General features: G+C 26.2%; 23 protein-coding genes and 1 other RNA gene. 11 read left to right on the top strand and 13 right to left on the bottom strand.

Annotated elements, in window-relative coordinates:
- The first annotated feature begins 10 nt into the window (after positions 1 to 10).
- Entirely contained in the window at positions 11 to 940 is a 930-nt protein-coding gene (gene thrB / locus ACTP5B_RS01560) for a homoserine kinase (protein ID WP_464829380.1), read from the top strand.
- Between the two features lie 4 nt (positions 941 to 944).
- The gene (thrC, locus tag ACTP5B_RS01555) at positions 945 to 2,234 is read left to right on the top strand and encodes a threonine synthase (RefSeq protein WP_464829378.1); all 1,290 of its coding nucleotides are present in this window, start codon (positions 945 to 947) and stop codon (positions 2,232 to 2,234) included.
- A 78-nt stretch (positions 2,235 to 2,312) separates the two neighbouring features.
- On the opposite strand, the gene ychF is transcribed toward thrC, so the two are convergent.
- From ychF to ACTP5B_RS01540, 3 genes are all read right to left on the bottom strand, one after another.
- A complete protein-coding gene (gene ychF, locus ACTP5B_RS01550) occupies positions 2,313 to 3,401 on the bottom strand; it encodes a redox-regulated ATPase YchF (RefSeq protein WP_464829377.1) in 1,089 nt (362 codons plus the stop codon).
- Between the two features lie 38 nt (positions 3,402 to 3,439).
- Positions 3,440 to 3,973, bottom strand: a complete 534-nt coding sequence (pth, locus tag ACTP5B_RS01545) for an aminoacyl-tRNA hydrolase (RefSeq protein WP_464829424.1) — start codon at positions 3,971 to 3,973, stop codon at positions 3,440 to 3,442.
- Positions 3,974 to 4,158: 185 nt separating this feature from the next.
- A complete protein-coding gene (locus ACTP5B_RS01540; RefSeq protein WP_464829375.1) occupies positions 4,159 to 4,770 on the bottom strand; it encodes a Fe-Mn family superoxide dismutase in 612 nt (203 codons plus the stop codon).
- 209 nt (positions 4,771 to 4,979) lie between these two features.
- On the opposite strand from ACTP5B_RS01540, the gene rnt reads away from it, so the two are divergent.
- The gene (gene rnt / locus ACTP5B_RS01535) at positions 4,980 to 5,615 is read left to right on the top strand and encodes a ribonuclease T (RefSeq protein WP_464829374.1); all 636 of its coding nucleotides are present in this window, start codon (positions 4,980 to 4,982) and stop codon (positions 5,613 to 5,615) included.
- A 155-nt stretch (positions 5,616 to 5,770) separates the two neighbouring features.
- On the opposite strand, the gene grxD is transcribed toward rnt, so the two are convergent.
- On the bottom strand, positions 5,771 to 6,097 hold the full coding sequence (gene grxD, locus ACTP5B_RS01530) for a Grx4 family monothiol glutaredoxin (RefSeq protein WP_464829372.1): 327 nt from the start codon (positions 6,095 to 6,097) through the stop codon (positions 5,771 to 5,773).
- Between the two features lie 127 nt (positions 6,098 to 6,224).
- Between grxD and ssrA the strand changes: the two genes are divergently transcribed.
- Positions 6,225 to 6,591: a transfer-messenger RNA gene (gene ssrA / locus ACTP5B_RS01525) on the top strand.
- Between the two features lies 1 nt (position 6,592).
- Here the strand turns inward: ssrA and ACTP5B_RS01520 are convergent.
- Both ACTP5B_RS01520 and nadK read right to left on the bottom strand, forming a co-directional pair.
- Entirely contained in the window at positions 6,593 to 6,901 is a 309-nt protein-coding gene (locus ACTP5B_RS01520; protein ID WP_464829370.1) for an outer membrane protein assembly factor BamE, read from the bottom strand.
- Between the two features lie 136 nt (positions 6,902 to 7,037).
- Positions 7,038 to 7,916: an NAD(+) kinase gene (gene nadK, locus ACTP5B_RS01515; RefSeq protein WP_464829369.1), complete on the bottom strand. Its 879-nt coding sequence runs from the start codon at positions 7,914 to 7,916 to the stop codon at positions 7,038 to 7,040.
- Between the two features lie 118 nt (positions 7,917 to 8,034).
- Here nadK and grpE point away from each other — a divergent pair, with 118 nt between their 5' ends.
- Positions 8,035 to 8,598 carry a nucleotide exchange factor GrpE gene (gene grpE / locus ACTP5B_RS01510; RefSeq protein WP_464829368.1) on the top strand — a complete coding sequence of 188 codons (564 nt, stop codon included), beginning with the start codon at positions 8,035 to 8,037 and terminating at the stop codon, positions 8,596 to 8,598.
- A 9-nt stretch (positions 8,599 to 8,607) separates the two neighbouring features.
- Here the strand turns inward: grpE and ung are convergent, their stop codons facing one another.
- A complete protein-coding gene (gene ung, locus ACTP5B_RS01505) occupies positions 8,608 to 9,267 on the bottom strand; it encodes a uracil-DNA glycosylase (RefSeq protein ID WP_464829423.1) in 660 nt (219 codons plus the stop codon).
- Positions 9,268 to 9,342: 75 nt separating this feature from the next.
- Here ung and ACTP5B_RS01500 point away from each other — a divergent pair, with 75 nt between their 5' ends.
- Positions 9,343 to 9,936, top strand: coding sequence for a redoxin domain-containing protein (locus ACTP5B_RS01500; protein WP_464829367.1), 594 nt, complete (start codon positions 9,343 to 9,345; stop codon positions 9,934 to 9,936).
- A gap of 113 nt (positions 9,937 to 10,049) precedes the next feature.
- On the opposite strand, the gene ACTP5B_RS01495 is transcribed toward ACTP5B_RS01500, so the two are convergent.
- Entirely contained in the window at positions 10,050 to 10,799 is a 750-nt protein-coding gene (locus ACTP5B_RS01495; RefSeq protein WP_464829365.1) for a DUF2076 domain-containing protein, read from the bottom strand.
- Between the two features lie 306 nt (positions 10,800 to 11,105).
- On the opposite strand from ACTP5B_RS01495, the gene gyrA reads away from it, so the two are divergent.
- From gyrA to yfaE, 4 genes are all read left to right on the top strand, one after another.
- Positions 11,106 to 13,607, top strand: a complete 2,502-nt coding sequence (gene gyrA, locus ACTP5B_RS01490; RefSeq protein WP_464829364.1) for a DNA topoisomerase (ATP-hydrolyzing) subunit A — start codon at positions 11,106 to 11,108, stop codon at positions 13,605 to 13,607.
- Between the two features lie 95 nt (positions 13,608 to 13,702).
- A complete protein-coding gene (nrdA, locus tag ACTP5B_RS01485) occupies positions 13,703 to 15,985 on the top strand; it encodes a class 1a ribonucleoside-diphosphate reductase subunit alpha (RefSeq protein WP_464829362.1) in 2,283 nt (760 codons plus the stop codon).
- 63 nt (positions 15,986 to 16,048) lie between these two features.
- Positions 16,049 to 17,179: a class Ia ribonucleoside-diphosphate reductase subunit beta gene (gene nrdB / locus ACTP5B_RS01480; RefSeq protein WP_464829360.1), complete on the top strand. Its 1,131-nt coding sequence runs from the start codon at positions 16,049 to 16,051 to the stop codon at positions 17,177 to 17,179.
- A gap of 1 nt (position 17,180) precedes the next feature.
- A complete protein-coding gene (gene yfaE, locus ACTP5B_RS01475) occupies positions 17,181 to 17,444 on the top strand; it encodes a class I ribonucleotide reductase maintenance protein YfaE (protein WP_464829421.1) in 264 nt (87 codons plus the stop codon).
- A gap of 33 nt (positions 17,445 to 17,477) precedes the next feature.
- Here yfaE and pta read toward each other — a convergent pair whose 3' ends face one another.
- Positions 17,478 to 19,610 (bottom strand): phosphate acetyltransferase, encoded by a 2,133-nt coding sequence (pta, locus tag ACTP5B_RS01470; protein ID WP_464829358.1) that lies wholly within the window; start codon positions 19,608 to 19,610, stop codon positions 17,478 to 17,480.
- 47 nt (positions 19,611 to 19,657) lie between these two features.
- Complete coding sequence (locus tag ACTP5B_RS01465) at positions 19,658 to 20,875, bottom strand: acetate kinase (protein ID WP_464829356.1); 1,218 nt, start codon at positions 20,873 to 20,875, stop codon at positions 19,658 to 19,660.
- An 83-nt stretch (positions 20,876 to 20,958) separates the two neighbouring features.
- Between ACTP5B_RS01465 and nadE the strand changes: the two genes are divergently transcribed.
- Positions 20,959 to 21,765 carry an ammonia-dependent NAD(+) synthetase gene (gene nadE / locus ACTP5B_RS01460; protein ID WP_464829354.1) on the top strand — a complete coding sequence of 269 codons (807 nt, stop codon included), beginning with the start codon at positions 20,959 to 20,961 and terminating at the stop codon, positions 21,763 to 21,765.
- Between the two features lie 7 nt (positions 21,766 to 21,772).
- Here the strand turns inward: nadE and sirB1 are convergent, their stop codons facing one another.
- From sirB1 to prfA, 3 genes are all read right to left on the bottom strand, one after another.
- The gene (sirB1, locus tag ACTP5B_RS01455; protein ID WP_464829352.1) at positions 21,773 to 22,582 is read right to left on the bottom strand and encodes an invasion regulator SirB1; all 810 of its coding nucleotides are present in this window, start codon (positions 22,580 to 22,582) and stop codon (positions 21,773 to 21,775) included.
- Positions 22,583 to 22,712: 130 nt separating this feature from the next.
- Positions 22,713 to 23,555, bottom strand: coding sequence for a peptide chain release factor N(5)-glutamine methyltransferase (gene prmC, locus ACTP5B_RS01450; RefSeq protein ID WP_464829350.1), 843 nt, complete (start codon positions 23,553 to 23,555; stop codon positions 22,713 to 22,715).
- Positions 23,545 to 24,636 carry a peptide chain release factor 1 gene (prfA, locus tag ACTP5B_RS01445; protein ID WP_464829348.1) on the bottom strand — a complete coding sequence of 364 codons (1,092 nt, stop codon included), beginning with the start codon at positions 24,634 to 24,636 and terminating at the stop codon, positions 23,545 to 23,547. Before prfA ends, prmC begins: the two co-directional genes overlap by 11 nt.
- Positions 24,637 to 24,769 lie beyond the last annotated feature (133 nt).

Genomic DNA, 24,769 nt, shown 5'->3' with positions numbered 1-24,769 from the left:
GAGCATAGTAATGATTAAAGTTTATGCACCAGCTTCTATTGGTAATGTTGGAGTGGGATTTGATATTTTAGGTGCTGCAATTATACCTATCAATGGTGATTTTTTAGGCGATTTTGTAACAGTAAAATTATCAGATAAATTTAATTTGATTAATAGAGGTGTTTTTTCTAATAAATTACCTCAAAATACCGAACAAAATATTGTTTGGAAATGCTGGTTGAAATTTTGTAAGGTTATAAAAAAAAATGTTCCTGTTTCTATTATACTAGAAAAAAATATGCCTATTGGATCAGGATTAGGTTCTAGTGCTTGTTCAATAGTAGCCACTTTAGTTGCTATAAATGAATTTTGTAATAAACCGCTAAGTGAAAAAGAATTATTACTTCTTATGGGAGAGGTAGAAGGTGAAATATCAGGAAGTATACACTATGATAACGTCGCTCCATCTTATCTTGGAGGACTACAGTTAATATTAGAAGATTCCGAAATAATAAGTCAAAAAATTCCAAATTTTAAAAATTGGTTTTGGATAATAGCTTGGCCAGGAATAAAAGTTCCGACTTCAGAAGCAAGAGAAATTCTACCAAAAAAATATAAAAAAGAAATATGCATAAAAAATAGTCGTCATCTATCTGGTTTTATTCATGCTTCATATAGTCAACAACCTTATTTGGCAGCGCGATTAATGCAAGATTTTATAGCAGAACCATATCGTATTAAATTGCTACCCAATTTTTTAGAAGCTAAAGAAAAAATCAAAAAACTTGGAGCTATAAGTTTCGGAATATCTGGTTCCGGACCGACTATTTTTTCTATTTCTGACAACATATATACAGCTCAAAAAATATCTTTATGGTTAACAGAAAATTATTTACAGAATAAAACAGGATTTGTTCATATTTGTTTTTTAGATTTAAAAGGTGCACGAAAAATAGGATAAAAAAATGAAACTTTATAATTTAAAAGATCATAGCGAACAAGTAGATTTTGAAACAGCTGTAAAACTAGGATTAGGACAACAACAAGGATTATTCTTCCCTGTAGAATTGCCTGTTATTGAACCTATTGAATTATCAAAAATATTAAAAATGGATTTTATTACTCGCAGCACCGAAATACTTTCTAAATTTATTCATTATGAAATATCAAAAGAAAAACTATATGAATATGTCAAAAAATCATTTTCATTTAAACATCCGTTAAAAATAAAAATTACAGAAGATATACATTGCTTTGAACTATTTCACGGCCCAACATTAGCATTTAAAGATTTTGGAGCACGTTTTATGGCTCAAATGATATTATTAATGAATAAAAAAAATGAATCAGTTACTATTTTAACTGCAACATCAGGTGATACAGGTGCAGCAGTAGCACATGCATTTTATGGAATGAAAAATGTACGAGTAATTATTTTATACCCTAAAGGAAAGATTAGTGAATTACAAGAAAAATTATTTTGTACTTTAGGTAAAAATATAAAAACTATATCAATCAATGGCAGTTTTGACGATTGTCAAAAGTTAGTAAAAGAAGCTTTTAACGATAAAAAACTCAAAGAATCAATAGGTTTAAATTCCGCTAACTCTATTAATATAAGTAGATTATTAGCACAAATTTGTTATTATTTTGAAGCTTTTTCTTTAATTTCAGAAAAACAGAGAAAAAATTTAGTTATAGCAGTTCCATGTGGAAATTTTGGCAATTTAACTGCTGGATTGTTATCTAAGTCTCTCGGTTTACCAATTAAATCATTTATAGCATGTACAAATGCTAATGATACAGTACCTAGATTTCTTCATAATGGAATATGGTATCCCCGGAAAACTGTATCTACAATCTCTAATGCTATGGATATTAGCCAGCCTAACAATTGGCCTCGAATTGAAGAATTATTTTATCGAAAAAAATGGGATTTAAAAGAACTGAGATTTGGCAGTGTGCCAGATTATAGAACCAAAGAAACGTTGAAGGAATTGTTTGACTTAGGTTATGTTTCTGAGCCTCATGCTGCAATTGCATATCGATTATTACGAGATCAATTAAAAAAGAACGAATTTGGCTTGTTTCTAGGTACTGCACATCCTGCTAAATTTAAAAACACTGTAGAAGAAATATTAAAAAATAAAATTTTACTACCTGATGCGCTAAAAAGTAGAATTGATTTACCATTGTTATCTCATAATATTAATCCTGTGTTTAGCAAATTAAAAAAAATTTTGTTAGCAAAATAAATATTATGTTAGAGAGGATTATAATATTTTCCTCTCTAAAAATAACATATATTGAATAATATAAAAAATTAATCATCTTTAAACGTTAAATAAAAAATGAATAATATCTCCATCTTGAACGTGGTAATTTTTCCCTTCTACTTTAAACTTTCCCATTTCTTTAATTTTTGCTTCACTTTTATATTTTATAAAATCTACATATTTAATAATTTCTGCTCTGATAAAACCTTTGCTAAAATCACTATGTATTTTATGAGCAGCTTGAATACTAGTACTTCCATTAAGAATTTCCCAAGCTCGAATTTCTTTTTTTCCTACAGTAAAAAAAGTTATTAAACTTAATAATTTATAACCGGCAGAAACAACATTATTTAAACTTAAAGTTTTTATATTAAACTCTTTCATAAAAGATTTTTGTTCTTCATCACACATTTTTACTAAATCTAATTCTAAATTTTCATGAATCGGAATAACTATAGAACCTTCTTTTTCAGCCATCTGATTTAATTCTTCTAAAAAGTAGGAAGATTCTTTTTCTTCATTAATATTAGCAATATACATTGTTGGTTTTAAAGTTAAAAAACGAAAATGACTAATTAATTCTTTTTCATCTTTTTTCAAATCAAGAGTTTTTAACATTAAAAATTTTTTTAAATGACTCATGCATTTTTTTAAAACATTAAGAGTCTTTTCTATTTTTTCGTTCTTTAAAATTGTTTTTTTTTGTAGTTGTAATATATTCTTTTCACAAAAATCAAAATCACATAATATAAGTTCACTATTAATAATATCTACATCTTTTACAGGTTGTACTTTATTATAAACGTGAGTAATTTTATCGTTTTTAAAACAACGAACAACATGTGCTATAGAATGAGTTTCTCGTATGTTGCCTAAAAATTGATTACCTAATCCTTCGCCTTTAGATGCTCCTTTAACTAAACCAGCGATATCTATAAACTCTATAAATGCATGAACTATTTTTTGAGGAGAAACAATTTTAATAAGATGATTGATGCGTTCATCAATCACTGAAACAATACCTATATTAGGTTTAATAGTACAAAACGGGAAATTAGCAACCGCTGAATTTCCTTTCGTTAAAAGATTAAATAAAGTAGATTTGCCAACATTGGGCAAACCTATAATACCACATTTAAAACCCATATCTTATACACCTTAAAAATAGAAGACATGTTATTTAATTAAAATTTTAAAATCTTAAAAATAAAATTTTCTTCTATTGCATGTAAAATTGCTCTTCGAATTAAAAATTTCTCTTTTTTTGTCGGGATTGATAATACAAAAGATGCTATTTGATCGCGATTAATTGGACGACCTATACCAATCCTAAATCGATAAAAATTAATTTTTTTATTAAAAACATTAACAACATCTCTCAATCCATTATGTCCATTATGTCCATAACTATATTTTAATTTTATAACTCCAGGTTGAAGTTCTAAATCATCATGAACTACTAATATTTCACTTAAATCAATATTATAAAATGATGCCATTTTCAATATTGACTGACCATTTATATTCATAAAAATATCAGGTACAAGTAATCGGATATAGTTTGATTCTATTTTAAAAGAAGCAGTAAAACCAAAAAATTTCTTTTCTTTTTTTAAATTTTTTAAATAATTTTTAGCTAAATTATAAACATACCAAGAACCTACATTATGACGTGTATTATGATAATCTATTTTTGGATTAGATAATCCAACTATCATTTTAATAGTATTCAAAAAAATGTCCTTTAATCTTAAAAAACTACTTTGATACTTTATGACATACATTAAAAAACATATAATTTTCCATTATATGTTTTTTAAAAATCATCAGAGAAAATATAAAATTAAGTAAAAAATATGATATTAAATTTGTATAAAATACCAACTTTATCATAATTAATAAATTATTTTTGTAAACGATTAGATGCTTCTTCCCAATTGACAACATTCCAAAAAGCTTTAATGTAATCTAATCGTCTATTTTGATATTTTAAATAATAAGCATGCTCCCAAATATCTAGACCAATTATAGGATAACCATAAGTATTCGATATTGATTTACCCATTAAAGGATTATCTTGATTAACCGTGGAGACTATAGATAAAACACCGTTTTGATTTACTAACCAAACCCAACCAGATCCGAAATGATTAAGTGCTGCTAATTCAAATTGTTTTTTAAAATTATCAATGGTACTAAATTGTTTTTCTATTTCTCTTTTCAGATCATTCGTTAAAACTGTTCCTGGTTTTAAACTTTTCCAAAAAAAACTATGATTTATATGCCCCCCTGCGTTGTTACGCAATATATTTTTTTCTTCTAAAATAATTTCATTTAAGATAGAAATCAATTCATCAATAGATAATGAAGAAAAAGTTGTTTTTTCTAAAATAGTATTAGTATTATTAATGTAATTTTGATGATGTTTAGTGTGATGAATTATCATGGTCTGTTCATCAAAGAATGGTTCTAATGCATTATATGAATAAGATAAATTAGGAAGAACGTAACTCATTTTATTTTCCTTAAAAATTTCAATAAAATTATAGGATTATTTTTTTAAAAATGTTAAATTAATAATTTGATCTTAAACATTTTTACAAATTATAGTACACTTGTTAAATTGTTAACAAGAATCATAATACATATTTTTACAGTATCTAGAATTAAAATTCTAAAAAATTAACTATATCAAATAAAAAGTATTTTAAAAATGAGATTTTGATGTCTACAACTCAAGAATTTAATTTGTTAAGCAACCGTTTTCGTACTTTTTATCCTGTTGTAATTGATATCGAAACAGCAGGATTCAATGCAAACACTGATGCAGTATTAGAAATTGCTATAATAACATTAAAAATGGATAAATTAGGATGGTTGCATAAAGAAAACACATTACATTTTCATATAGAACCATTTAAAGGTTCTGTAATACATTCTGACGCAATAGCTTTCAATAAAATTGATCCATTTAATCCATTACGTGGTGCTATTAGTGAAAAAATAGCGATTCAATCTATATTGAAAGCCGTACGAAAAGGAATTAAAAAACAAGGATGTAGTCGAGGAATTGTTGTAGCGCACAATGCTAATTTTGATCATAATTTTTTAATGGCAGCAATTCAAAGAGTAAAAATAAAAAATAATCCTTTTCATCCCTTTGTAACGTTTGATACAGCTGCATTAAGCGGATTAGTAGTCGGTCAAACTGTACTATCTAAAGCATGTAAAGCTGTTGGTTTATCATTTGATAATAATCAAGCTCATTCTGCGCTTTATGATACCTTACAAACCGCTAATCTATTTTGCGAACTAGTAAATCGTTGGAAACGTTTAGGTGGATGGCCTATTAATTTATAAAAAAACAATAACATAATTGATAAATAAAATATATTTAATAGTTTGCTTAATAAAAAAGATATGACATTAGCAATAAAGGTTTAAAATTAAACACTCTTTATTTAATGTCATATCTAATTTTATAAACATATTATATACATCTATTTTATACGAAATTATATTCTATATTTTTTTACTGTTTTTGATATTAATTTTTTTAACTCACCACTTTCGAACATTTCAACTATAATACTACAACCACCAATTAATTCTCCATCTACCCATAATTGAGGAAACGTTGGCCAATTTGCATATTCTGGTAATTTGTTTCTAATTTCCGTGTTTTCTAAAACATCTATATAAGCAAATTTTTCACCACAGGATGATAGAGCTTTCACTGCCTGTGCAGAAAAACCACAACTAGGAAACTCAGGAGTTCCTTTCATATAAATTAAAATAATATTATCTTTAATTTGTTTTTTTATTTTCTCAATAATGTTCATATTAATTTCCATTTTAAAAAAATTATACACAATATAACTTTAAACTATTTCTAGAAAAATTTTCTTGAAATACTGTAAAATAATTAATAGACAAAATTATTTTTTTTTGTAATACTAAAGTTTCATAGGGGCTGTTTTTGGATTTGACAAAATTATCAACAAAATAAAGTGCATGTCGAGGGACGGTTTGCCTCGATAAAAGCCGTAAAAAAATAATTGCAAACAATAAACAAAACTACGCTTTAGCAGCTTAAAAAACTGTATGAAGCCCTTCCTCCTTAGCCTCTATCTCTTAGGACGAGGAAAAAGGAAGGTCAAAAAAGAGAAAAACGTGCGCATCAAGCTTGACGATGACACGTACTGATTTTTCAAGCTATATACCTAAAATGAGTTTTTCCAAATTAGGTAATGAATTTAATTGAAGAAAAACTAAGCATGTAGTACTTTATTCGTAGAAATTTTGGACGCGGGTTCAAATCCCGCCAGCTCCAAAAATTATGTAATACTAAACTTCCAGACCTTATTATCTTTAAAATATAAATTTAATATTTTTTTTTGAATTGCGTTTTTGTCTCTTGAACCGTATAAAGAATAATGATATACATCATTAAAAGAATCAGAAATAATTGGCATACCAAATATATAGACTATTTGCTCCTGTGTCATACCAACATAATTTTTATTCAACATATTTCGATTTAAATATATTTTTTCTAAAATATTAGAATTGTATTTTTTTTGATCCACAGTTGAACAACTAGAAAAAAAAATAACTATTAAAAATATTTTGATGTAATTATTCATCATGTTATCCCAAACATAGTGTACATAAAAAATAATTAATACTCTTTGTTTTATCTTACAATATTTTATATTAATAAAAAATATTAATTTTTAAAAACTCTTTTATAAAATTTATATTTTTCGCATTCTATATAATCTAAAAAAATTTTTTAGACCAATTTAACTTAGTGGTTAAAGTTTTAAAATAATTATAACTTTTAGGATGAACGAGATTCAGATAATAACAACTACGACGAATAAATACACATTCACCTTTTTTTATTGTTAAAATAATTTGACTATCACAGCTTATCTTTAAATTAGTTTGAAAATTAGAAAATTTTAAACAAATTATACTGTCGCTATGAATTACTAATGGACGAGCAGATAAAGTATGCGGAAACATTGGTACTAATACAATTGCATCTAAAGATGTTTCTATAATTGGTCCGCCAGCTGAAAGTGAATAACCAGTAGAACCTGTAGGTGTTGAAACGATTAATCCATCTGCACGTTGAGAAAAAGAAAATTTATTATTAATATACACTTCAAATTCTATCATATGAGCTAAATGTTTTGTATGCAAAACAACTTCATTAATAGCTATACTCGATCTTGAAATTATTTTTTTTTGACACACTTGTGCATCTAGTAAAAAACGATTTTCTAAAAAATAATTTCCAGATAATACCTCTGATAATTTTTTTAAACCAGTATCTGGATTTAAATCCGCAAGAAAACCTAAATTACCTCGATTAATTCCAATAATTTTAATGTTATAGAATGACAAAACACGCGCTGCACATAATAAATTGCCATCTCCTCCTATAACTACTGCTAAATCACAATATTGACCAATTTCCACTAATGTAGCAGTATTAGGATTGTGTAATTTTAATTCTTTAGAAATAGTGCGTTCAATAAAAACCGTATAACCATTTTTTATTAACCACTTATAAAGAGTTTTATGTGTTATCAATGCACTCGCATGACGCGGACGCCCAATAATGCCTATACAAGTGAAATGTTGCTTCATTACATAAAAATTCCTAAAAAAAAATAATATCTATTATATTATAATAGTAAAGAGTCTTGAAAGATTAATTATAAGGTTTATAATATCTTCATTATTAACATAATAAATGGTAAATTCTATGAGTCATGAAGAAAAAAAAATAAATAAAAAAAAATTTTTAAAAAATGAAAAAATAGAAAAAATAAAAAAAAATTTAGATAATATTTCTCTTGAAAATAAAAAATTAGAAGATTTAAAATTTGAACTGATTCAGAATGAAAAAAAAATAAACGATATTGAATTACGTAAACTAGCAAATATAGAAAATATAAAAAAAAACACTGAAGAAAAAATAAAAAAAATAGAAATAGCAGAAATTGAAAGATTTTTAAAAGAAATAATTCCAATAATAGATTCTTTAGAAGATGTCTTAATAATATCTAATAGGTTAAATATAAAAGATACGCCTGTAATAAAAGGTATCGAGTTAACCCTGGAATCTTTATTAAATATACTATATAAATTAGGAGTAAAAACTGAAGGCAAAAAAAATGAGCTTTTTAATCCTGAAATTCACATGCTAAATTCAACAGAATCATCTGAAAACATACCATCTAATCATATTATTTCTACTGATAAAAAAGGATTTACTTTTAATAAAGTATTATTAAGAAAAGCAACGGTTACAATTTCTAAAAATTAATATTTTATTTTAAGTTAAAAACCAATTAATCGGTTTTTTTTTATTTTGAAGTAAAATTTTATTAGTAATAGAAAAATGTTTGCATCCAAAAAAACCTCGATACGCTGATAATGGAGAAGGATGAGATGCTTTTAATATATAATGATTATTCTCATCGATTAAATTACATTTTTTTTGTGCATCATTGCCCCATAACAAAAAAATAATAGAATTTCTATATAAATTAATTGCAGAGATCACCTTATCAGTAAAAATATTCCATCCTATATTACTATGCGATTTTGGTTTTCCTGATTCAACTGTTAAAATAGTATTCAATAAAAAAACACCTTGATCAGCCCAACTGGCAAGACATCCATGATTAAATTTATGTTTTTTTTTAAAATCGTTATTTAACTCTTTATATATATTCTTTAAAGAAGGTGGTATAGTAAAATTTTCAGGAACAGAAAATGATAAACCGTGTGCTTGATTCTTAGAAAAATATGGATCTTGTCCAAGAATAACAACTTTTATATCATTAAAATCAGTTAAAATAAAAGCGTTAAATATATCTTTTTTATCTGGATAAATTATTTTTTTTAAACGCTCTTTTTTGAGAAACTTGATTATATTAATAAAATATTTTTTTTTTTCTTGAGATAAGACATCTTTCCAAGATAAAATTATATTCATTTAAAATTTCCACCTTTAAAAATATTAACAATACTTTTCTTTGACTAGTATAATACTATAGGAAAAAAAATGGTTTTAGTAACACAAAACGCACCCAACTTCATAGCTCCAGCAATCGTAAAAAATAATCAAATTGTTGAACAATTTGATTTTAAAAAATATTCTAATGGTCAATCTGTTGTTTTATTTTTCTGGCCAATGGATTTTACTTTTGTTTGTCCATCAGAAATTATAGAATTTAACATACTCCATTCAGAATTTAAAAAAAGAAACGTAAAAATTGTAGGTGTATCTATTGATAGTGTTTTTGTTCATCAAGCATGGCAAAAAACACTACCCAAAAATGGCGGCATTGGAAAAATAAGTTTTCCCATGGTCTCTGATATAAAACGTAATATTCAACAATCTTACGGTATTGAACATCCAAATCTAGGTATAGCATTAAGAGCTTCATTTTTAATTGATTCTAACTGGATTATACGTCATCAAGTTGTGAATGATTTACCATTTGGACGTAATATAAAAGAAATGATACGCATGGTAGATTCTATAGACTTTCATAATAAATTTGGAGAAGTATGTCCTGCTAATTGGGAAAAAGGAAGAAAAGGTATGAAGGCCTCTTCTGAAGGAGTTTCTGAATATTTAAGCCAGTATTCTTAACAAGAAATTAAAGTCAGCAAAAAAATATTTTATGCTGGCTTTATTTTTGAATTTAAATTTTATACTATTTTTAAGATCAAATTAAATATTTCTTATTATAAGCATAACGATATTTAAATAAAATTGTCATCATTAATATCAGTATCATCTGTATGATATACGTCATTATCGATATTTTCTGAACTTGATTCATTATCAGTATCTGAATCATTGTAATGATCAGTATCTGAGTCATTGTAATGATAATTAATTAAATCATTATCGTGATGATTATTATTTAAAAAATTATCTTCTCCATGCTGTTCGAAAGTTGATTGATTGACAGTATCAAATATATCTTCTTCTGGTTTAGTATGACTAAAAACATTCATTAACATATTGCCTAAAATCATACCACCTGCCACACCTGTTGCTGTTTGCAATGCACTGCTGAGAAAACTGCTACTTCTACTGCTATTTACTGTCGGCAACGATTGAGTTGTTGGTAATACAGTTGTATTAGAAGAATTAGGCGGAATAATCTCTCTATTTTTATTCCATGGAATGTTATTATTAGTAGATATTGTTTGAGAAGCAGGTGATTTTTTGAAAAAACTCGATAAAAAACTTGTTTTTTTATTCAATTCTTTTGAATTAAATTCTTTAATTCTATTTTTCAACTCTTCAATTTTCATACCCATTTTTTTTATAGCTGTTTCTTGAATTAATATTGTTTGAGCCATATAATAAGAAGAGGCGGGTTGTTTTTTTGATAATTTTTGAATTAAATCATCTGCGGCACTGTCTCTTTCAGAAGAATTTAATTCAGTTTTTTTTAAACGATCAAATAAATTTTCTATCAACTTTTTTTCTTCATCTTTCATAATAAAATCTCATTTTAAAGTCAAGTTAATAAACTATTATATTTTCAATCAGATACTTTCTTTAATCGAATACTTCTTGAATAAATTTTTATGTAATATTGTAATTATTTTTATATACTTTTATTTAAAATACACAATTTATGATAATACTTTCATTTAAAATACACAATATATAAAAACATTTTTTTAATTATGTCAAATTATTTATAGTTAAGAATGATTTTCTTTATATGCATCTAATAGTTTAATTATGTTATACTTTTATACTTAATTTGATTGTTTTCAATGTAAAGAGACAAAAGTTTTATGAAAGCCATTGCGCGAGAAATCATACAAATCAATATTGAGGAAGAATTAAAAAGCTCTTATTTAGACTATTCTATGTCTGTAATAGTTGGCCGTGCCTTGCCAGATGTTCGAGATGGGTTGAAACCTGTTCACAGAAGAATACTTTTTGCAATGTACATATTAAATAATGACTGGAACAAAACATATAAAAAATCTGCTCGCGTAGTAGGTGACGTTATAGGAAAATATCATCCACATGGAGATTCTGCTGTATATGATGCAATAGTTCGCATGGCTCAAAAATTTTCATTACGTTACATGCTTATAGATGGTCAAGGAAATTTTGGGTCAGTAGACGGAGATTCTGCTGCAGCAATGCGATATACAGAAATTCGAATGTCTAAAATAGCTCATGAGCTATTAAACGACTTAGAAAAAAACACTGTTGAATTTTTGCCAAACTATGATGGGACTGAATATATACCAGAAATATTGCCTGCAAAAATACCTAATCTTTTAATAAATGGCTCATCAGGTATTGCTGTAGGAATGGCTACAAATATTCCACCTCATAACTTGAATGAAGTAATTGATGGATGTTTAGCTTATATCGATAATAATGATATTACTCTGCAAGAACTGATTAAATATATTCCGGGACCAGATTTTCCAACAGCTGGAATCATTCATGGAAAATCAGGTATCGAAGAAGCTTATCGTACAGGAAAAGGAAAAATTTATATTCGCGCACGAAGTCAAATTGAAAAAAATAAAAAAAACAAAAAAGAATCTATTGTATTTGATGAAATACCTTATCAAGTCAATAAATCACGTTTGATTGAAAAAATAGCAGAATTAGTAAGAGACAAAAGAATTGATGGAATTACTGCTTTACGTGACGAATCAGATAAAGATGGAATGAGAATTGTTATAGAAATTAAAAGAGAAGCAATATCTGAAATAATTTTAAATCAATTATATTCTCTAACTCAACTACAGGTATCTTTTGGGATTAATATGGTTGCTTTATGTCAAGGACAACCTAAAACATTATCTTTAAAAGAAATATTAAAGTATTTTTTATTTCACAGACAAGAAATCATTACAAGACGCAGTATTTTTGAATTAAATAAAATGCGTAATCGTATACACATACTTAAGGGATTAAATAGTGCTTTAATAAATATTAATTCGATTATTGAAATAATAAAAAAATCAGAAAATTTAATCAATGCTAAAAATTTGATTATTAAAAAAAAATGGAACTCTGAAATAATAAAAGAATTTGATTATTTACAAGAAAAAAATAATCTATCAAAAAACAACAAATATCGTTTCACTGAAAAACAAGTAGAAGCTATATTAGATTTACGTTTGCATAAGCTAAGTAGCCTAGAACAAAAAAAAATCATTGTAGAACACAACGATTTAATAAAAAAAACCAAAGAACTAAAAGAAATACTTCATAATCCAAAACGTATGCTTGATGTTATCAAATCAGAGTTGCTGTTAATAAAAGATAAATTCAGCGATAAAAGACGCACAGAAATTAATGATAATCATGCAGATATTAATCTTGAAGACTTGATTAATCAAGAAGATGTAGTAGTCACATTATCCCATTCAGGATACGTCAAATATCAACCTCTTTCTGATTATAATGCTCAAAGAAGAGGTGGAAAAGGAAAATCAGCAGCAAAAATAAAAGAAGAAGATTTTATAGAAAGTTTAGTAATAGCAAACACACATGATACTATATTATGTTTTTCTAGTCGAGGTATTCTGTATTGGATGAAAGTTTATCAGTTACCGGAATCTAGTAGACATGCAAGAGGAAGACCCATAGTTAATTTATTGCCCTTAAATCCTAAAGAAAGAATTACAGCCATATTGCCAGTACATGAATATAAAGATAATCTAAATATTTTTATGACAACTGCACATGGAATAGTAAAAAAAAGTTCTTTAAATCAATTTAAAAAACCTAGACTAACAGGAATTATCGCTATTAATTTACATGCAAATGACGAACTTATTGGTGTTGCTTTAACTGATGGGAATAATAATATTATGTTATTTACACAAAACGGTAAAGTAGTCCAATTTCTAGAAAAAAGTGTTCGAACTATGGGTAGAACTGCATCTGGAGTCAGAGGTATAAAAATTAAAAAAAACGATAAAGTAGTATCTTTGATTGTACCAAAAAATAAAGGAAGTATTTTAATAGCAACGAAAAATGGATATGGAAAACGCACAAAAATTATAGATTTTCCTATCAAATCACGTGCTACTCAGGGCGTAATATCTATTAAAATAACAAAAAAAAATGGGAAAATAATTGGAGCAATAGAAGTTGTAGAAAAAGATCAAATTATGATGATCACTGATGCAGGAACGTTAGTTAGAATTAGAGTTTCTGAAGTAGGAATATTAGGAAGAAATACACAAGGTGTTATATTAATAAGAACATCAAAAAATGAAAAAGTTGTTGCTTTACAAAAAATTGTAGAACCTATATAAAAAAATATTGTCTTATCTACATTAATAAAAATATTAATAAAAGATAAGAAAATTTATTTGAACTCTTTATAATCAATAAATAAGTTAAATTAATTATGAAAAATAGTTTGTTTGTCACTAAACGCGATGGAAGAAAAGAAAAAATAAATTTAGATAAAATCCATAAAGTATTAAATTGGGCATCAGAAGGACTAGATGATATATCTGTATCACAAGTTGAATTATGTTCTCGAATTCAATTTTACGATAATATTACTACTATTAATATTCATGAGACTATTATCAAAGCTGCTGCCGATCTCATTTCGCAAGATACACCAGACTATCAATATATGGCTGCACGATTAACTATATTCCATCTTCGGAAAAAAGCATATGGTCAATTTGAACCTCCTCAATTATATGATCATGTAAAAAAAATGGTTATTTTAGAAAAATATGATAAAGATTTGCTAAAAAATTATTCTTATGAAGAGTTTTTGCAAATGAATTCTTTTATCAATCATTGGCGAGATATGAATTTTTCATATGCAGCTGTTAAACAATTAGAAGGAAAATATTTAATACAAAACCGCATTAGTGGAAAAATATACGAAAGTGCACAATTTTTATATATATTAATATCTGCCTGCCTATTTTCTCAATATCCAAAAAATATTCGAATGAACTATATTCATCGTTTTTACGATGCTATCTCTACTTTTAAAATTTCATTACCTACACCAATCATGTCTGGAGTTAGAACTCCTACTCGTCAATTTAGTTCTTGTGTTTTAATTGAATGCGCTGATAATTTAAATTCTATTAATGCTACAAGCAGCGCCATTGTTAAATATGTTTCCCAACGAGCTGGAATTGGCATCAATGCAGGTCAAATTCGCGCGTTAGGAAGCCCTATTAGAAATGGAGAGGCATTCCACACTGGTTGCATACCTTTTTATAAACATTTTCAAAGTGCTGTTAAATCTTGTTCTCAAGGAGGTGTTCGCGGCGGGGCTGCAACTATTTTTTATCCAATATGGCATTTTGAAGTTGAAAGTTTATTGGTTTTAAAAAACAATAGAGGAGTTGAAGAAAATAGAGTACGTCATATTGATTATGCATTACAAATCAATAAATTAATGTATGAAAGATTATTATCAGGAGACCAAATAACATTATTTAGCCCTTCTGATGTTCCTGACTTATATGAAGTATTTTTTTCTGATCAAAAAAAATTTGAAAAAATATATCTGCAATATGAAAGAAAAAAAAATATAAGAAAGAAAACAATTAAAGCATTAGATTTATTTTCATTAATGATGCAAGAAAGAACTTCTACTGGACGTATTTACATACAAAATGTAGATCATTGTAATTTACATAGTGCATTTAATCCTGAATTATCTCCAATAAGACAATCTAATTTATGCTTAGAAATTACATTACCTACTAAAGCATTAAATGATATTTACGACCAAGATGGAGAAATAGCACTTTGTACATTATCGGCTTTTAATTTAGGCGCCATTAAAAATCTTGATGAATTTAAAGAATTATCTATATTATCTGTACGTGCACTAGATGAAATATTAGAATATCAAAATTATCCAATACTAGCAGCTAAAAAATCAGCTATTTCTAGACGATCTTTAGGAATTGGAGTGATTAATTTTGCATATTATTTAGCTAAAAATAAAGTGCGTTATTCAGATGGCAGTGCAAATAATTTAACACATAAAACTTTTGAAGCCATGCAATATTATTTATTAGAAGCGTCTTGTGAATTAGCAAAAGAAAAAGGCGCATGCGCTTTATTTAATCATACTAATTACTCTTTAGGGAAATTACCTATAGATACATATAAAAAAGATATTGATAACATATGTAACGAACCACTACATTTAGACTGGAACTCGTTGCGTTATAGAATCAAAAAATATGGTTTAAGAAATTCAACATTATCTGCTTTAATGCCTTCAGAAACATCTTCCCAAATATCTAATGCGACAAATGGAATTGAACCACCAAGAGGTTTTATTACCATTAAAGTATCTAAAGATGGAATATTACGTCAAGTTGTTCCTGAATATAAAAAATTAAAATCACAGTATGAATTACTTTGGAACATACCTAATAACACCGGATATCTAGAACTAGCTGGCATTATGCAAAAATTTATCGATCAATCTATTTCAGTGAACACTCACTATGATCCAAAAAGATTTTTAAACAATAAAATTCCTATGAAACAACTTCTCTATGATCTTTTATTATCATATAAACTTGGTTTAAAAACTTTGTATTATCAAAATACTTTAGACGGTTCTGAAGATCATCAAAACATTATATCTGAATCGATAGAAAATATATGCGAAAGTGGCTCATGCATTATATAAAAAATAAAAATATTCAAAAAAAATACACATTATAATCTTAAATTTATCATGAGGTGCAAGATTATGTCTTATACAATTTTTTCAAAAAAAAAAAATAATCAACTCAACGAACCAATGTTTTTTGGTCAACCGGTAAATATTGCTAGATATGATCAACAAAAATATAATATATTTGAACAATTAATTGAAAAACAATTATCGTTTTTTTGGAGACCTGAAGAAATAGATCTTTCTCGAGATAGAATAGATTTTCAAAACTTACCTGATAATGAAAAACATATTTTTATTAGTAACTTAAAATATCAAACATTACTAGATTCTATTCAAGGAAGAAGTCCTAATATAGCTTTTTTACCAATCATATCTATCCCTGAATTAGAAACCTGGATTGAAACATGGTCGTTTTCAGAAACTATTCATTCACGTTCTTATACTCATATAATTAGAAATATTGTTAACTTTCCATCTTTAATATTCGATGATATTATTTCAAACAAACACATTAATGACCGTGCTCAAAACATTTCGGTTTATTATGATGAACTGATAAAAATGACTAGTTATTGGCATTTATTAGGTGAAGGCAATCATCTAGTCAACAATAAAACAATTCATATCGATTTAAACGTGCTGAAAAAAAAACTATATCTATGTTTAATAAGTGTAAATGTTTTAGAAGCAATTAGATTTTATGTTAGTTTTGCATGTTCATTTGCATTTGCAGAAAGAGAACTGATGGAAGGAAATGCAAAAATTATACGATTAATAGCACGCGATGAAGCATTGCATTTAACAGGAACTCAACATATTTTAAATCTTTTAAGTGATATAAAAAACAATGAAAATATGAAAGATATAGCTTTAGAATGCAGAGAAGAAGCTATTAATATATTCATTTCAGCTTCAGAACAAGAAAAAAAATGGGCTGAATATTTATTTCAAAACGGGTCAATGTTAGGATTGAATAAAGATATACTTTGTCAATATATAGAATATATTACAAATATTCGTATGCATGCTATTGGTTTTAAAATGCCCTTTAAAAAAAAATCTAATCCTATCCCCTGGATTAATGATTGGCTAACCTCTGATAATATACAAAATGCTCCTCAAGAAACAGAAATTAGTTCGTATTTAGTTGGTCAAATTGATTCAGAAGTATCTGATAATGAATTCAAAAAATTTAAATTATAAAATCAAATATAATATTATTGAAATAATAAATATTAAAAAAAAAATTTTTTATAAAAAAAACTTATCTCTATTATTTATTTTAGAATTAAATAATATTAACATAGAATATCAGTGCAGATCCGGATATTGTGGAATATGTAGAATTGAATTAATCAAAGGAAAAATATTTTATTTAATAAAACAGCCTATGGCTGCTCTATTTAAAAAAAATGAAATATTTCCATGTTGTTGTAAACCAAATGGCAATATTATAATTAAAATTTAAAATTATATTTTTAAAATTTTATACAATATATATTCATTCAGATTGAACTGATGTTAATGCGATAGTATAAACAATTTCTTCTACTGAAGCACCTCGTGAGAGATCATTTACTGGTTTTCTTAGTCCTTGTAACATTGGACCAATAGAAACTATTTTCGAGGAACGTTGAACTGCCTTATAAGCTATATTTCCAGAATTTAAATCTGGAAAAATAAATACATTTGCAGTTCCTGAAATAGGTGAATGGGGTGCTTTTAATTTAGCAACTCTTGCTGAAATCGCAGCATCATATTGTATGGGGCCATCAATAATTAAATCAGATCTTTTATTTCGTACAATAGAAGTAGCCTTTTTTACTTGCTCCACTTGATATCCACGACCAGAACAACCAGTTGAATAAGACAACATAGCAATACGTGGTTCTATTCCAAAAATTTTAGCTGAATCTGCAGATTGAATTGCAATTTCTGCTAGCTCTTCTGCAGTTGGATTAATATTGATAGCACAATCACCATAAATTAAAACTTGACTTGGTAATAACATGAAAAAAACAGATGATACTAATGAACTCTGAGAATTTGTTTTAATAATTTGCAATGCTGGACGTATAGTGTTAGATGTAGTATTTACTGCTCCCGAAACCAATCCATCTACTTGATTAGATTCTAAAATTAAAGTAGCTAAAACAGTATTATCTTCTAATTGCTTTTTAGCGTATAATTGACTTATACCTTTTTCTTTACGGATTTCTAAAAAACGAGAAATATAATTTTCTCTTATTAAAACAGGATTGATTATTTCGATATTTTTATTTAAATAAATTCCTTTATCGTTTGCTATGGTACGAATTTTTTTTGGATCTCCTAACAATACACATTGAGCAATATTATCATTATAACATATTGCGACAGCTTGTAATATTCGGATTTCATATGATTCAGGTAATATAATACGTTTATTTCTTTTTTTTGATAGTGATTTTAAATTATTACAAAATTCTTGTGGAGAACATGTCATAACACGATTATATTTTTTTTTAGGACTTATTAAAGAAGTAGCACAAAAAAAACTAGAAATATATTTTTGCAATTTTTTAATATATACTAGATCCTTTAATTTAATGTTAAAATTAAAAATTTGTAATTGGGATAAAACATCGATTGTACTCTTTTCTGTGAAAAAAACAGAAATAGATCTTTGTATTAAAACTTCACATAAAGAAAAAATATAATTTTTTGATTTCAATACTCCTGTTAATATTATACACTTAATCTGATTGTTATTTAAGTAAGAATTAAAATTTAAAATATCTATAAAAACATCTATACGACTAAAAGAAAGTATTATTAAAGAATTTGAATAATGTTTATTTAACATATTGAAATAACTTTCATCAAATATGATTATTTCTTCTATAATGTGATTTTTATTTTGTATTAAATGAACATATTGTATATTTAAAAAGTTTAAAACATCTATTACATGTATTGTGACAATTTTTTTATTCCAAGGAATAGCAGCTATAATTGAAAAAAAATTATTTTTAAATGTTTCGTTAGAAATAACTTTTTTTTTCTTATTTTTTATTTCTTTTAATAGCATTAATTTTTTTATAAAATTATGTTTTTTTTCTAAAAAAGGAGAATTAATTTTATTAAAAATTATACCCAGAATATTTCTGTATTTTTTTTGTTGTAAAAATACATTAATTTTTTTTTCCTTTTTTTTAATACATTCTAAAGAAGAATCTTCTAAATTTGATATAAATATTATTTCTGCATTTAAATTTTGAGAAATATCATAATTAATCTTATCAGCATCACTACTATATTTTTTTTTCATTCCTTCAATTAAAATGATTTCATATAATAATTTTTTATTATAAAATTTATCTTTAATGTCATTTAATAGTAAAAAATATTCAGATGAATTAAAAAAAACTTCTGAAAAATCTACATGATCTAACGTTCGAACTATTTTTGAAAAATATTTTTTAATGATTAAATATGTATCATCCAATACATTTTTTATACAAGAAAAATATAAAATAGATTGAATAGATTTTTTTTTAAATTGATTGTTATTAAAAAAATGAATTGTACTTAAACTTACTGAAGTTAAACCAACATCTTCATCTAAAGGAACTAACATTATAATACGCGACATAATTATCCTATCATGAGATATAAAAATTATAACATACTAAAAAATTATTATATTTTATTAATTATCTTACTAGTTTCTTGAGCTATCGCTGCTTCCTCATCTGTTGCAACCACTAAAACTGGACGGGAAGAACATTTGGTAATTATCCCCGATTTATCCCCTACAACAGACAAATTAAGTTCTGAATCAATCTGAAAACCTAATAAAGATAATCTAGAAAAAGTTAATTCTCTTACTAAAGGTACATTTTCACCGATACCACCAGTAAAAATAACAGCATCTAAACGATTTTCCATTAAACTCATATAAGAAGCAATATACTTTGATAAACGATGACAAAAAACATCTACAGATTTTTTAGCATTTTTTTTGTAATTATAATTTTTCTCAAAATAACGAAAATCACTACTGATACCACTTAAACCTAATAATCCAGATTTTTTATTTAAAATTATCTCAATTTCATTAATACTTAAATTAAGTTTTTTATTCATAAAAAAAATAATCGAAGGATCTAGATCGCCGCTTCGAGTCCCCATAACCAATCCTTCTAAAGGAGTTAATCCCATTGAAGTATCCACACATATTCCGTTGCAAATAGCAGAAATAGAAGCTCCATTACCTAAGTGACATGTTATGATGTTTAAAGATTCAAATTTTTTGTTTAGGATAACGGCAGTTTTATGAGCGACGTAATTGTGACTAATACCATGAGCACCATAACGTCTGATACCATGTTTCTTGTAAAAATTATATGGTATTGCATATAAAAAAGAAGTTTCAGGCATATTTTGATAAAAATCTGTATCAAAAACTGCCACATTTTTTTTGGATAAAATAGGAAATTTTTCAGTTATTATTTTGATTCCAATGAGATTTGCTGGGTTATGTAATGGAGCAAAAGATACTGCATCTTGAATGCATTTGATAACATTATTATTAATTAAAGTTGATTTTTTTATTTTTGCACCACCATGTACTACTCTGTGTCCTACACCTACTAAATTTTTAAAAAGATCTTTTTTTTGTGACAAAACATGATCTATAATAAAATTTAAAGCAACTTCATGACTAATATTTGAACCTATTTTTTTTTTATATTTTATTCCTAAACATTGCCATGTAATATATGTTTTAGATAAAAATAAACACTCTACTAAACCAGATAAATACTTTTTCTCATTATCAGGATTTAATATCGCAAATTTTATAGAAGAACTACCACAATTTAATACAAGAATTAAATTATTCAATTTTTTATCCATTGTTCTATTTTAATGATATTTAAAAATATATTTAAATTTTAATATATAAATATTTATAATTCTGAAAAAATCAGGAAAATTATATGAAACTTCAAAAAAAAATTATTAAGTTGCTGGGAGTAAAACCAGTAATTATACCAGAAAAAGAAATCAAAAATTGTATTAATTTTTTAAAAAAATATCTTCTCAGTCACATCAACCTAAAATCTTTAATAGTTGCTGTTAGTGGAGGACAAGACTCTACATTAACAGCTAAAATCTGTCAAATCACTGCTGAAATATTAAGAAATGAAACAAAAGATCTTGATTATCAATTTATCGCATTACGCTTGCCATATGGAATTCAAGCTGACGAAAAAGACTGCAAAGATGCAATTAATTTTATATGTCCAGATCAAATTTTTAATATCAATATAAAAAAATCGGTTTTAAGTAGTGAAAAATCTTTGCGAAAATCAGGCATTATTATTTCCGATTATATAAAAGGTAATGAGAAAGCTAGAGAAAGAATGAAAGTACAATACAGTGTTGCTGGTATGAAAAAAGGTCTTGTAGTCGGAACAGGACATGCAGCAGAAAATATAACTGGATTTTTTACAAAATATGGAGATAATGGAACAGATATAAACCCTATAGCTAAATTAAATAAACGACAAATTCAATTATTATTAAAGAAATTAAATTGTCCAAAACATCTATATTTTAAAAAACCAATGGCAGATTTAGAAGACGACCATCCACAAAAAGATGACGAATCTGTTTTAGGTGTTACATATAATACAATTGATTCTTATCTGGAAGGGGAAAAAATAGATCTTAAGAGCCAAAAAATTATTGAAAAATTGTATTTAGATACGTTACATAAACGTAATTTGCCTGTTATACAGTAAATAATTTTTAATGTAATATCATTTTTTTTTGCTCAATAGAGTGAATTTGAATTTTAATAATTTCACTAATTGGATCTTCAGGACAATTTTCTACAAAATAAATTAAATCCGTTAAAGCAACATGATTACATTCTAATTGTGCATATATTAGTCCTCTATCACGAATTTCATATGGATTATTTGGATCAATTTGTAATAATAAATTAGTTACATTTAATGCTAATTCCATTTTTTTTTCTTCCATTAATGCAGATTTTAATGTATCCAACATTTTTCTAATGACAGTAATAGGTTCAGATTTATACAAATCATTTTCATATAATTCTGCAGTTGGGCTAATATTGCCTTTTAACCAAACTTCTAAAGTATGTTGATCTAATATCTCGCCATTAAAAGGATTAATAAACCATTTTTTTTTATTCACCCAATCTGCTCTTAAAATAAGCTGAGTAGGAAAAACAACAGGATTCAATGGCAATTTTAATTCTTGAGCAATATGCAACAAAAGAATACCTAAAGATACTGCAGTACCTTTTCGGGTTTTCAGTACATTATCGATCCATAGTGTATCTGATAGATTATAAATGCCAGTAGCACCACCAAAATTCCAGTGTGTATAGAATAACTCCAACAACTTTGCTAATTGTCGATTAGGTTCATTTTCAGATGAAATATAAGATTCGGCTTCTTTTATTTTGTTTTTTAATTCAGCTAGAACACAATTTGAAGGAAAATCTTCGCGAATAGCTTGAGAAGCTACAACAATAGATTCAAAAAGTGATAATTGAGAAAAATTAATATTAGAAAGAGATTTCATATTGTCAGTAATAGTAGTATTTTTTAATTAATAATTAGAATTTTAAATGATATCATTAATATATTCTATATTGAAATAGAATATTTTTTGATTTTTTTAACATAAATTTTTTTTAATAAATTTTTAAATGTTATAAATTTTTATTCATTATATTTTTCCCAATTGTCACACGATCGTTTCCTCCATAATCTTGATAAGATTCTATTTCAAAAAAATTATATTTTTTAAATAAATATTGAACTTGTACTTTTTGATTCCATCCATGCTCTATTAACAACCAACCTCCATCAAATAAATAATTTTTTGCATTTTTGATTATATTTTTAATATCTGACAATCCGTTATTATCAGATATAAGAGCATCAAATGGTTCAAAAAAAATATCTTTTTTAAAAAAAACAATTTCTTTTTTGCTAACATATGGCGGATTACTTACAATAATGTTAAATTTTTGATTTATATTTGAAAACCAATTACTAAAAAAAAAAGAAACATTTTTAATTTTTAATTTATCTGCATTCATTCGAGCTATTCTAAGAGCTTTTTCTGACTTATCAATACCGACGATCTTCAAATTAGAAAAAACGCTAGCTAAAGCTAGAGAAATAGCTCCACATCCAGTACCTAAATCTAAAATTGAAGTAGAACTTTTATTAATTTTAGTTAATACTTTTTCTACTAAAATTTCTGTATCAGGTCTTGGAATAAGAGTATCATACGAAACAAATAAAGACAAAGACCAAAACTCTTTTTCTTTTATAATATACGCTATAGGTTCTCCATGAGAACGGCGATAAATTAAATCATTTAAATGTTTATATTGATTTTTGTTTAATCTAATATGATCAGACCTCATGATAAAACTGCGCGTGCGTTTTGAAACATAACCTAATAAAAATTCAGCTTCATATTTAGGATTGTCTACAAAACATAGTTTTTTAATAGATTCATTTATCCATTTTTTAATATTCATTTTTATACTCAGATAGAGAAAAAAGCATGTCTGCTTGATATTCTTGTGTTATTGGTTCAATAAGTAAATCTAATTTACCTTGTAATACTTCATCTAGCTTATAGATAGTTAAATTAATTCTATGATCTGTAATTCTATTTTGGGGAAAATTATATGTTCTATTTCTATCTGATCGTTCACCAGTTCCTAATAAATTTCTTCTCATAGAGGATTTTTCTTGATGATCTTGCGCTAATTTAGCAGCATAAATACGTGCTGATAGAATTGATAAAGCTTTTGCTTTATTTTTATGTTGTGAACGTTCATCTTGACACTCTACTACGTTACCAGTAGGAATATGAGTAATTCTAATAGCAGAATCAGTAGTATTCACGTGTTGTCCTCCTGCACCAGAAGAACGAAAAGTATCAATTTTTAAATCAGACAAATTAATTTCCTGTTTTTCAGCTTTTGGTCTAACAGGCATGACCGCAACAGTACAAGTAGATGTATGAATTCTTCCCTGTGATTCTGTTTCTGGTACTCTTTGTACACGATGGCCGCCCGATTCAAATTTCAAACGACCACATGCACCTTTTCCTGTAATTTTTGCAATTATTTCCTTAAATCCCCCTTTTTCACTTTCACTAGTATTCATTATTTCTACTTGCCATGAACAGTATTCAGCATACCGTACATACATTCTAAATAATTCACCAGCAAAAATAGAAGATTCATCTCCCCCTGTTGCCGCTCGAATTTCGATAAAACAGCTGTGTTTATCATCAGGATCTTCAGGTAATAATAATTGATTGATTTTCTTTTCTAAGATTTTATTTTTTTTATTTAAACAAAGTAATTCTTCCTCAGCCATATCTTGAATTTCAATATCATTTAATAAAACCTTGATATTTTTAATATCAACTTCTAATTTTTCCCATTGAATGAAATATTTTATAATTTTTGAAAGTTTTAAATATTCCTTAGATAAAGTTCTCAAATGTTCTCGATCCGAGATGATATTTTTCTGAGTAAGCATAACTTCAACTTCTTCATAACGATTCCGTAAAGATTTTAATTTATTTAAAATAGAATTATTCATAAAATCCTTCTATTGATTAGCGTCTTCTAAAAATAATTTTTAATTAATCTTAAACAATGTATTATTAATATAATTAAATATATACAAAATATTTTTTGCTTAAAAATTATCAAAAATTATAAAAAATTAAAAT

It is taken from the genome of Buchnera sp. (in: enterobacteria) (assembly GCF_056343165.1).
The sequence above is the reverse complement of the archived record's forward strand: the minus strand, read 5'-3'. Positions and strand labels throughout refer to the sequence as shown.

Bases quoted from the DNA above. Each gene is read 5' to 3' on its own strand.
- thrB (WP_464829380.1), top strand. From the start codon at position 11: ATGATTAAAGTTTATGCACCAGCTTCTATTGGTAATGTTGGAGTGGGA.
- thrC (WP_464829378.1), top strand. From the start codon at position 945: ATGAAACTTTATAATTTAAAAGATCATAGCGAACAAGTAGATTTTGAA.
- ychF (WP_464829377.1), bottom strand. From the start codon at position 3,401: ATGGGTTTTAAATGTGGTATTATAGGTTTGCCCAATGTTGGCAAATCT.
- pth (WP_464829424.1), bottom strand. From the start codon at position 3,973: ATGATAGTTGGATTATCTAATCCAAAAATAGATTATCATAATACACGT.
- ACTP5B_RS01540 (WP_464829375.1), bottom strand. From the start codon at position 4,770: ATGAGTTACGTTCTTCCTAATTTATCTTATTCATATAATGCATTAGAA.
- rnt (WP_464829374.1), top strand. From the start codon at position 4,980: ATGTCTACAACTCAAGAATTTAATTTGTTAAGCAACCGTTTTCGTACT.
- grxD (WP_464829372.1), bottom strand. From the start codon at position 6,097: ATGAACATTATTGAGAAAATAAAAAAACAAATTAAAGATAATATTATT.
- ACTP5B_RS01520 (WP_464829370.1), bottom strand. From the start codon at position 6,901: ATGAATAATTACATCAAAATATTTTTAATAGTTATTTTTTTTTCTAGT.
- nadK (WP_464829369.1), bottom strand. From the start codon at position 7,916: ATGAAGCAACATTTCACTTGTATAGGCATTATTGGGCGTCCGCGTCAT.
- grpE (WP_464829368.1), top strand. From the start codon at position 8,035: ATGAGTCATGAAGAAAAAAAAATAAATAAAAAAAAATTTTTAAAAAAT.
- ACTP5B_RS01500 (WP_464829367.1), top strand. From the start codon at position 9,343: ATGGTTTTAGTAACACAAAACGCACCCAACTTCATAGCTCCAGCAATC.
- ACTP5B_RS01495 (WP_464829365.1), bottom strand. From the start codon at position 10,799: ATGAAAGATGAAGAAAAAAAGTTGATAGAAAATTTATTTGATCGTTTA.
- gyrA (WP_464829364.1), top strand. From the start codon at position 11,106: ATGAAAGCCATTGCGCGAGAAATCATACAAATCAATATTGAGGAAGAA.
- nrdA (WP_464829362.1), top strand. From the start codon at position 13,703: ATGAAAAATAGTTTGTTTGTCACTAAACGCGATGGAAGAAAAGAAAAA.
- nrdB (WP_464829360.1), top strand. From the start codon at position 16,049: ATGTCTTATACAATTTTTTCAAAAAAAAAAAATAATCAACTCAACGAA.
- pta (WP_464829358.1), bottom strand. From the start codon at position 19,610: ATGTCGCGTATTATAATGTTAGTTCCTTTAGATGAAGATGTTGGTTTA.
- ACTP5B_RS01465 (WP_464829356.1), bottom strand. From the start codon at position 20,875: ATGGATAAAAAATTGAATAATTTAATTCTTGTATTAAATTGTGGTAGT.
- nadE (WP_464829354.1), top strand. From the start codon at position 20,959: ATGAAACTTCAAAAAAAAATTATTAAGTTGCTGGGAGTAAAACCAGTA.
- sirB1 (WP_464829352.1), bottom strand. From the start codon at position 22,582: ATGAAATCTCTTTCTAATATTAATTTTTCTCAATTATCACTTTTTGAA.
- prmC (WP_464829350.1), bottom strand. From the start codon at position 23,555: ATGAATATTAAAAAATGGATAAATGAATCTATTAAAAAACTATGTTTT.
- prfA (WP_464829348.1), bottom strand. From the start codon at position 24,636: ATGAATAATTCTATTTTAAATAAATTAAAATCTTTACGGAATCGTTAT.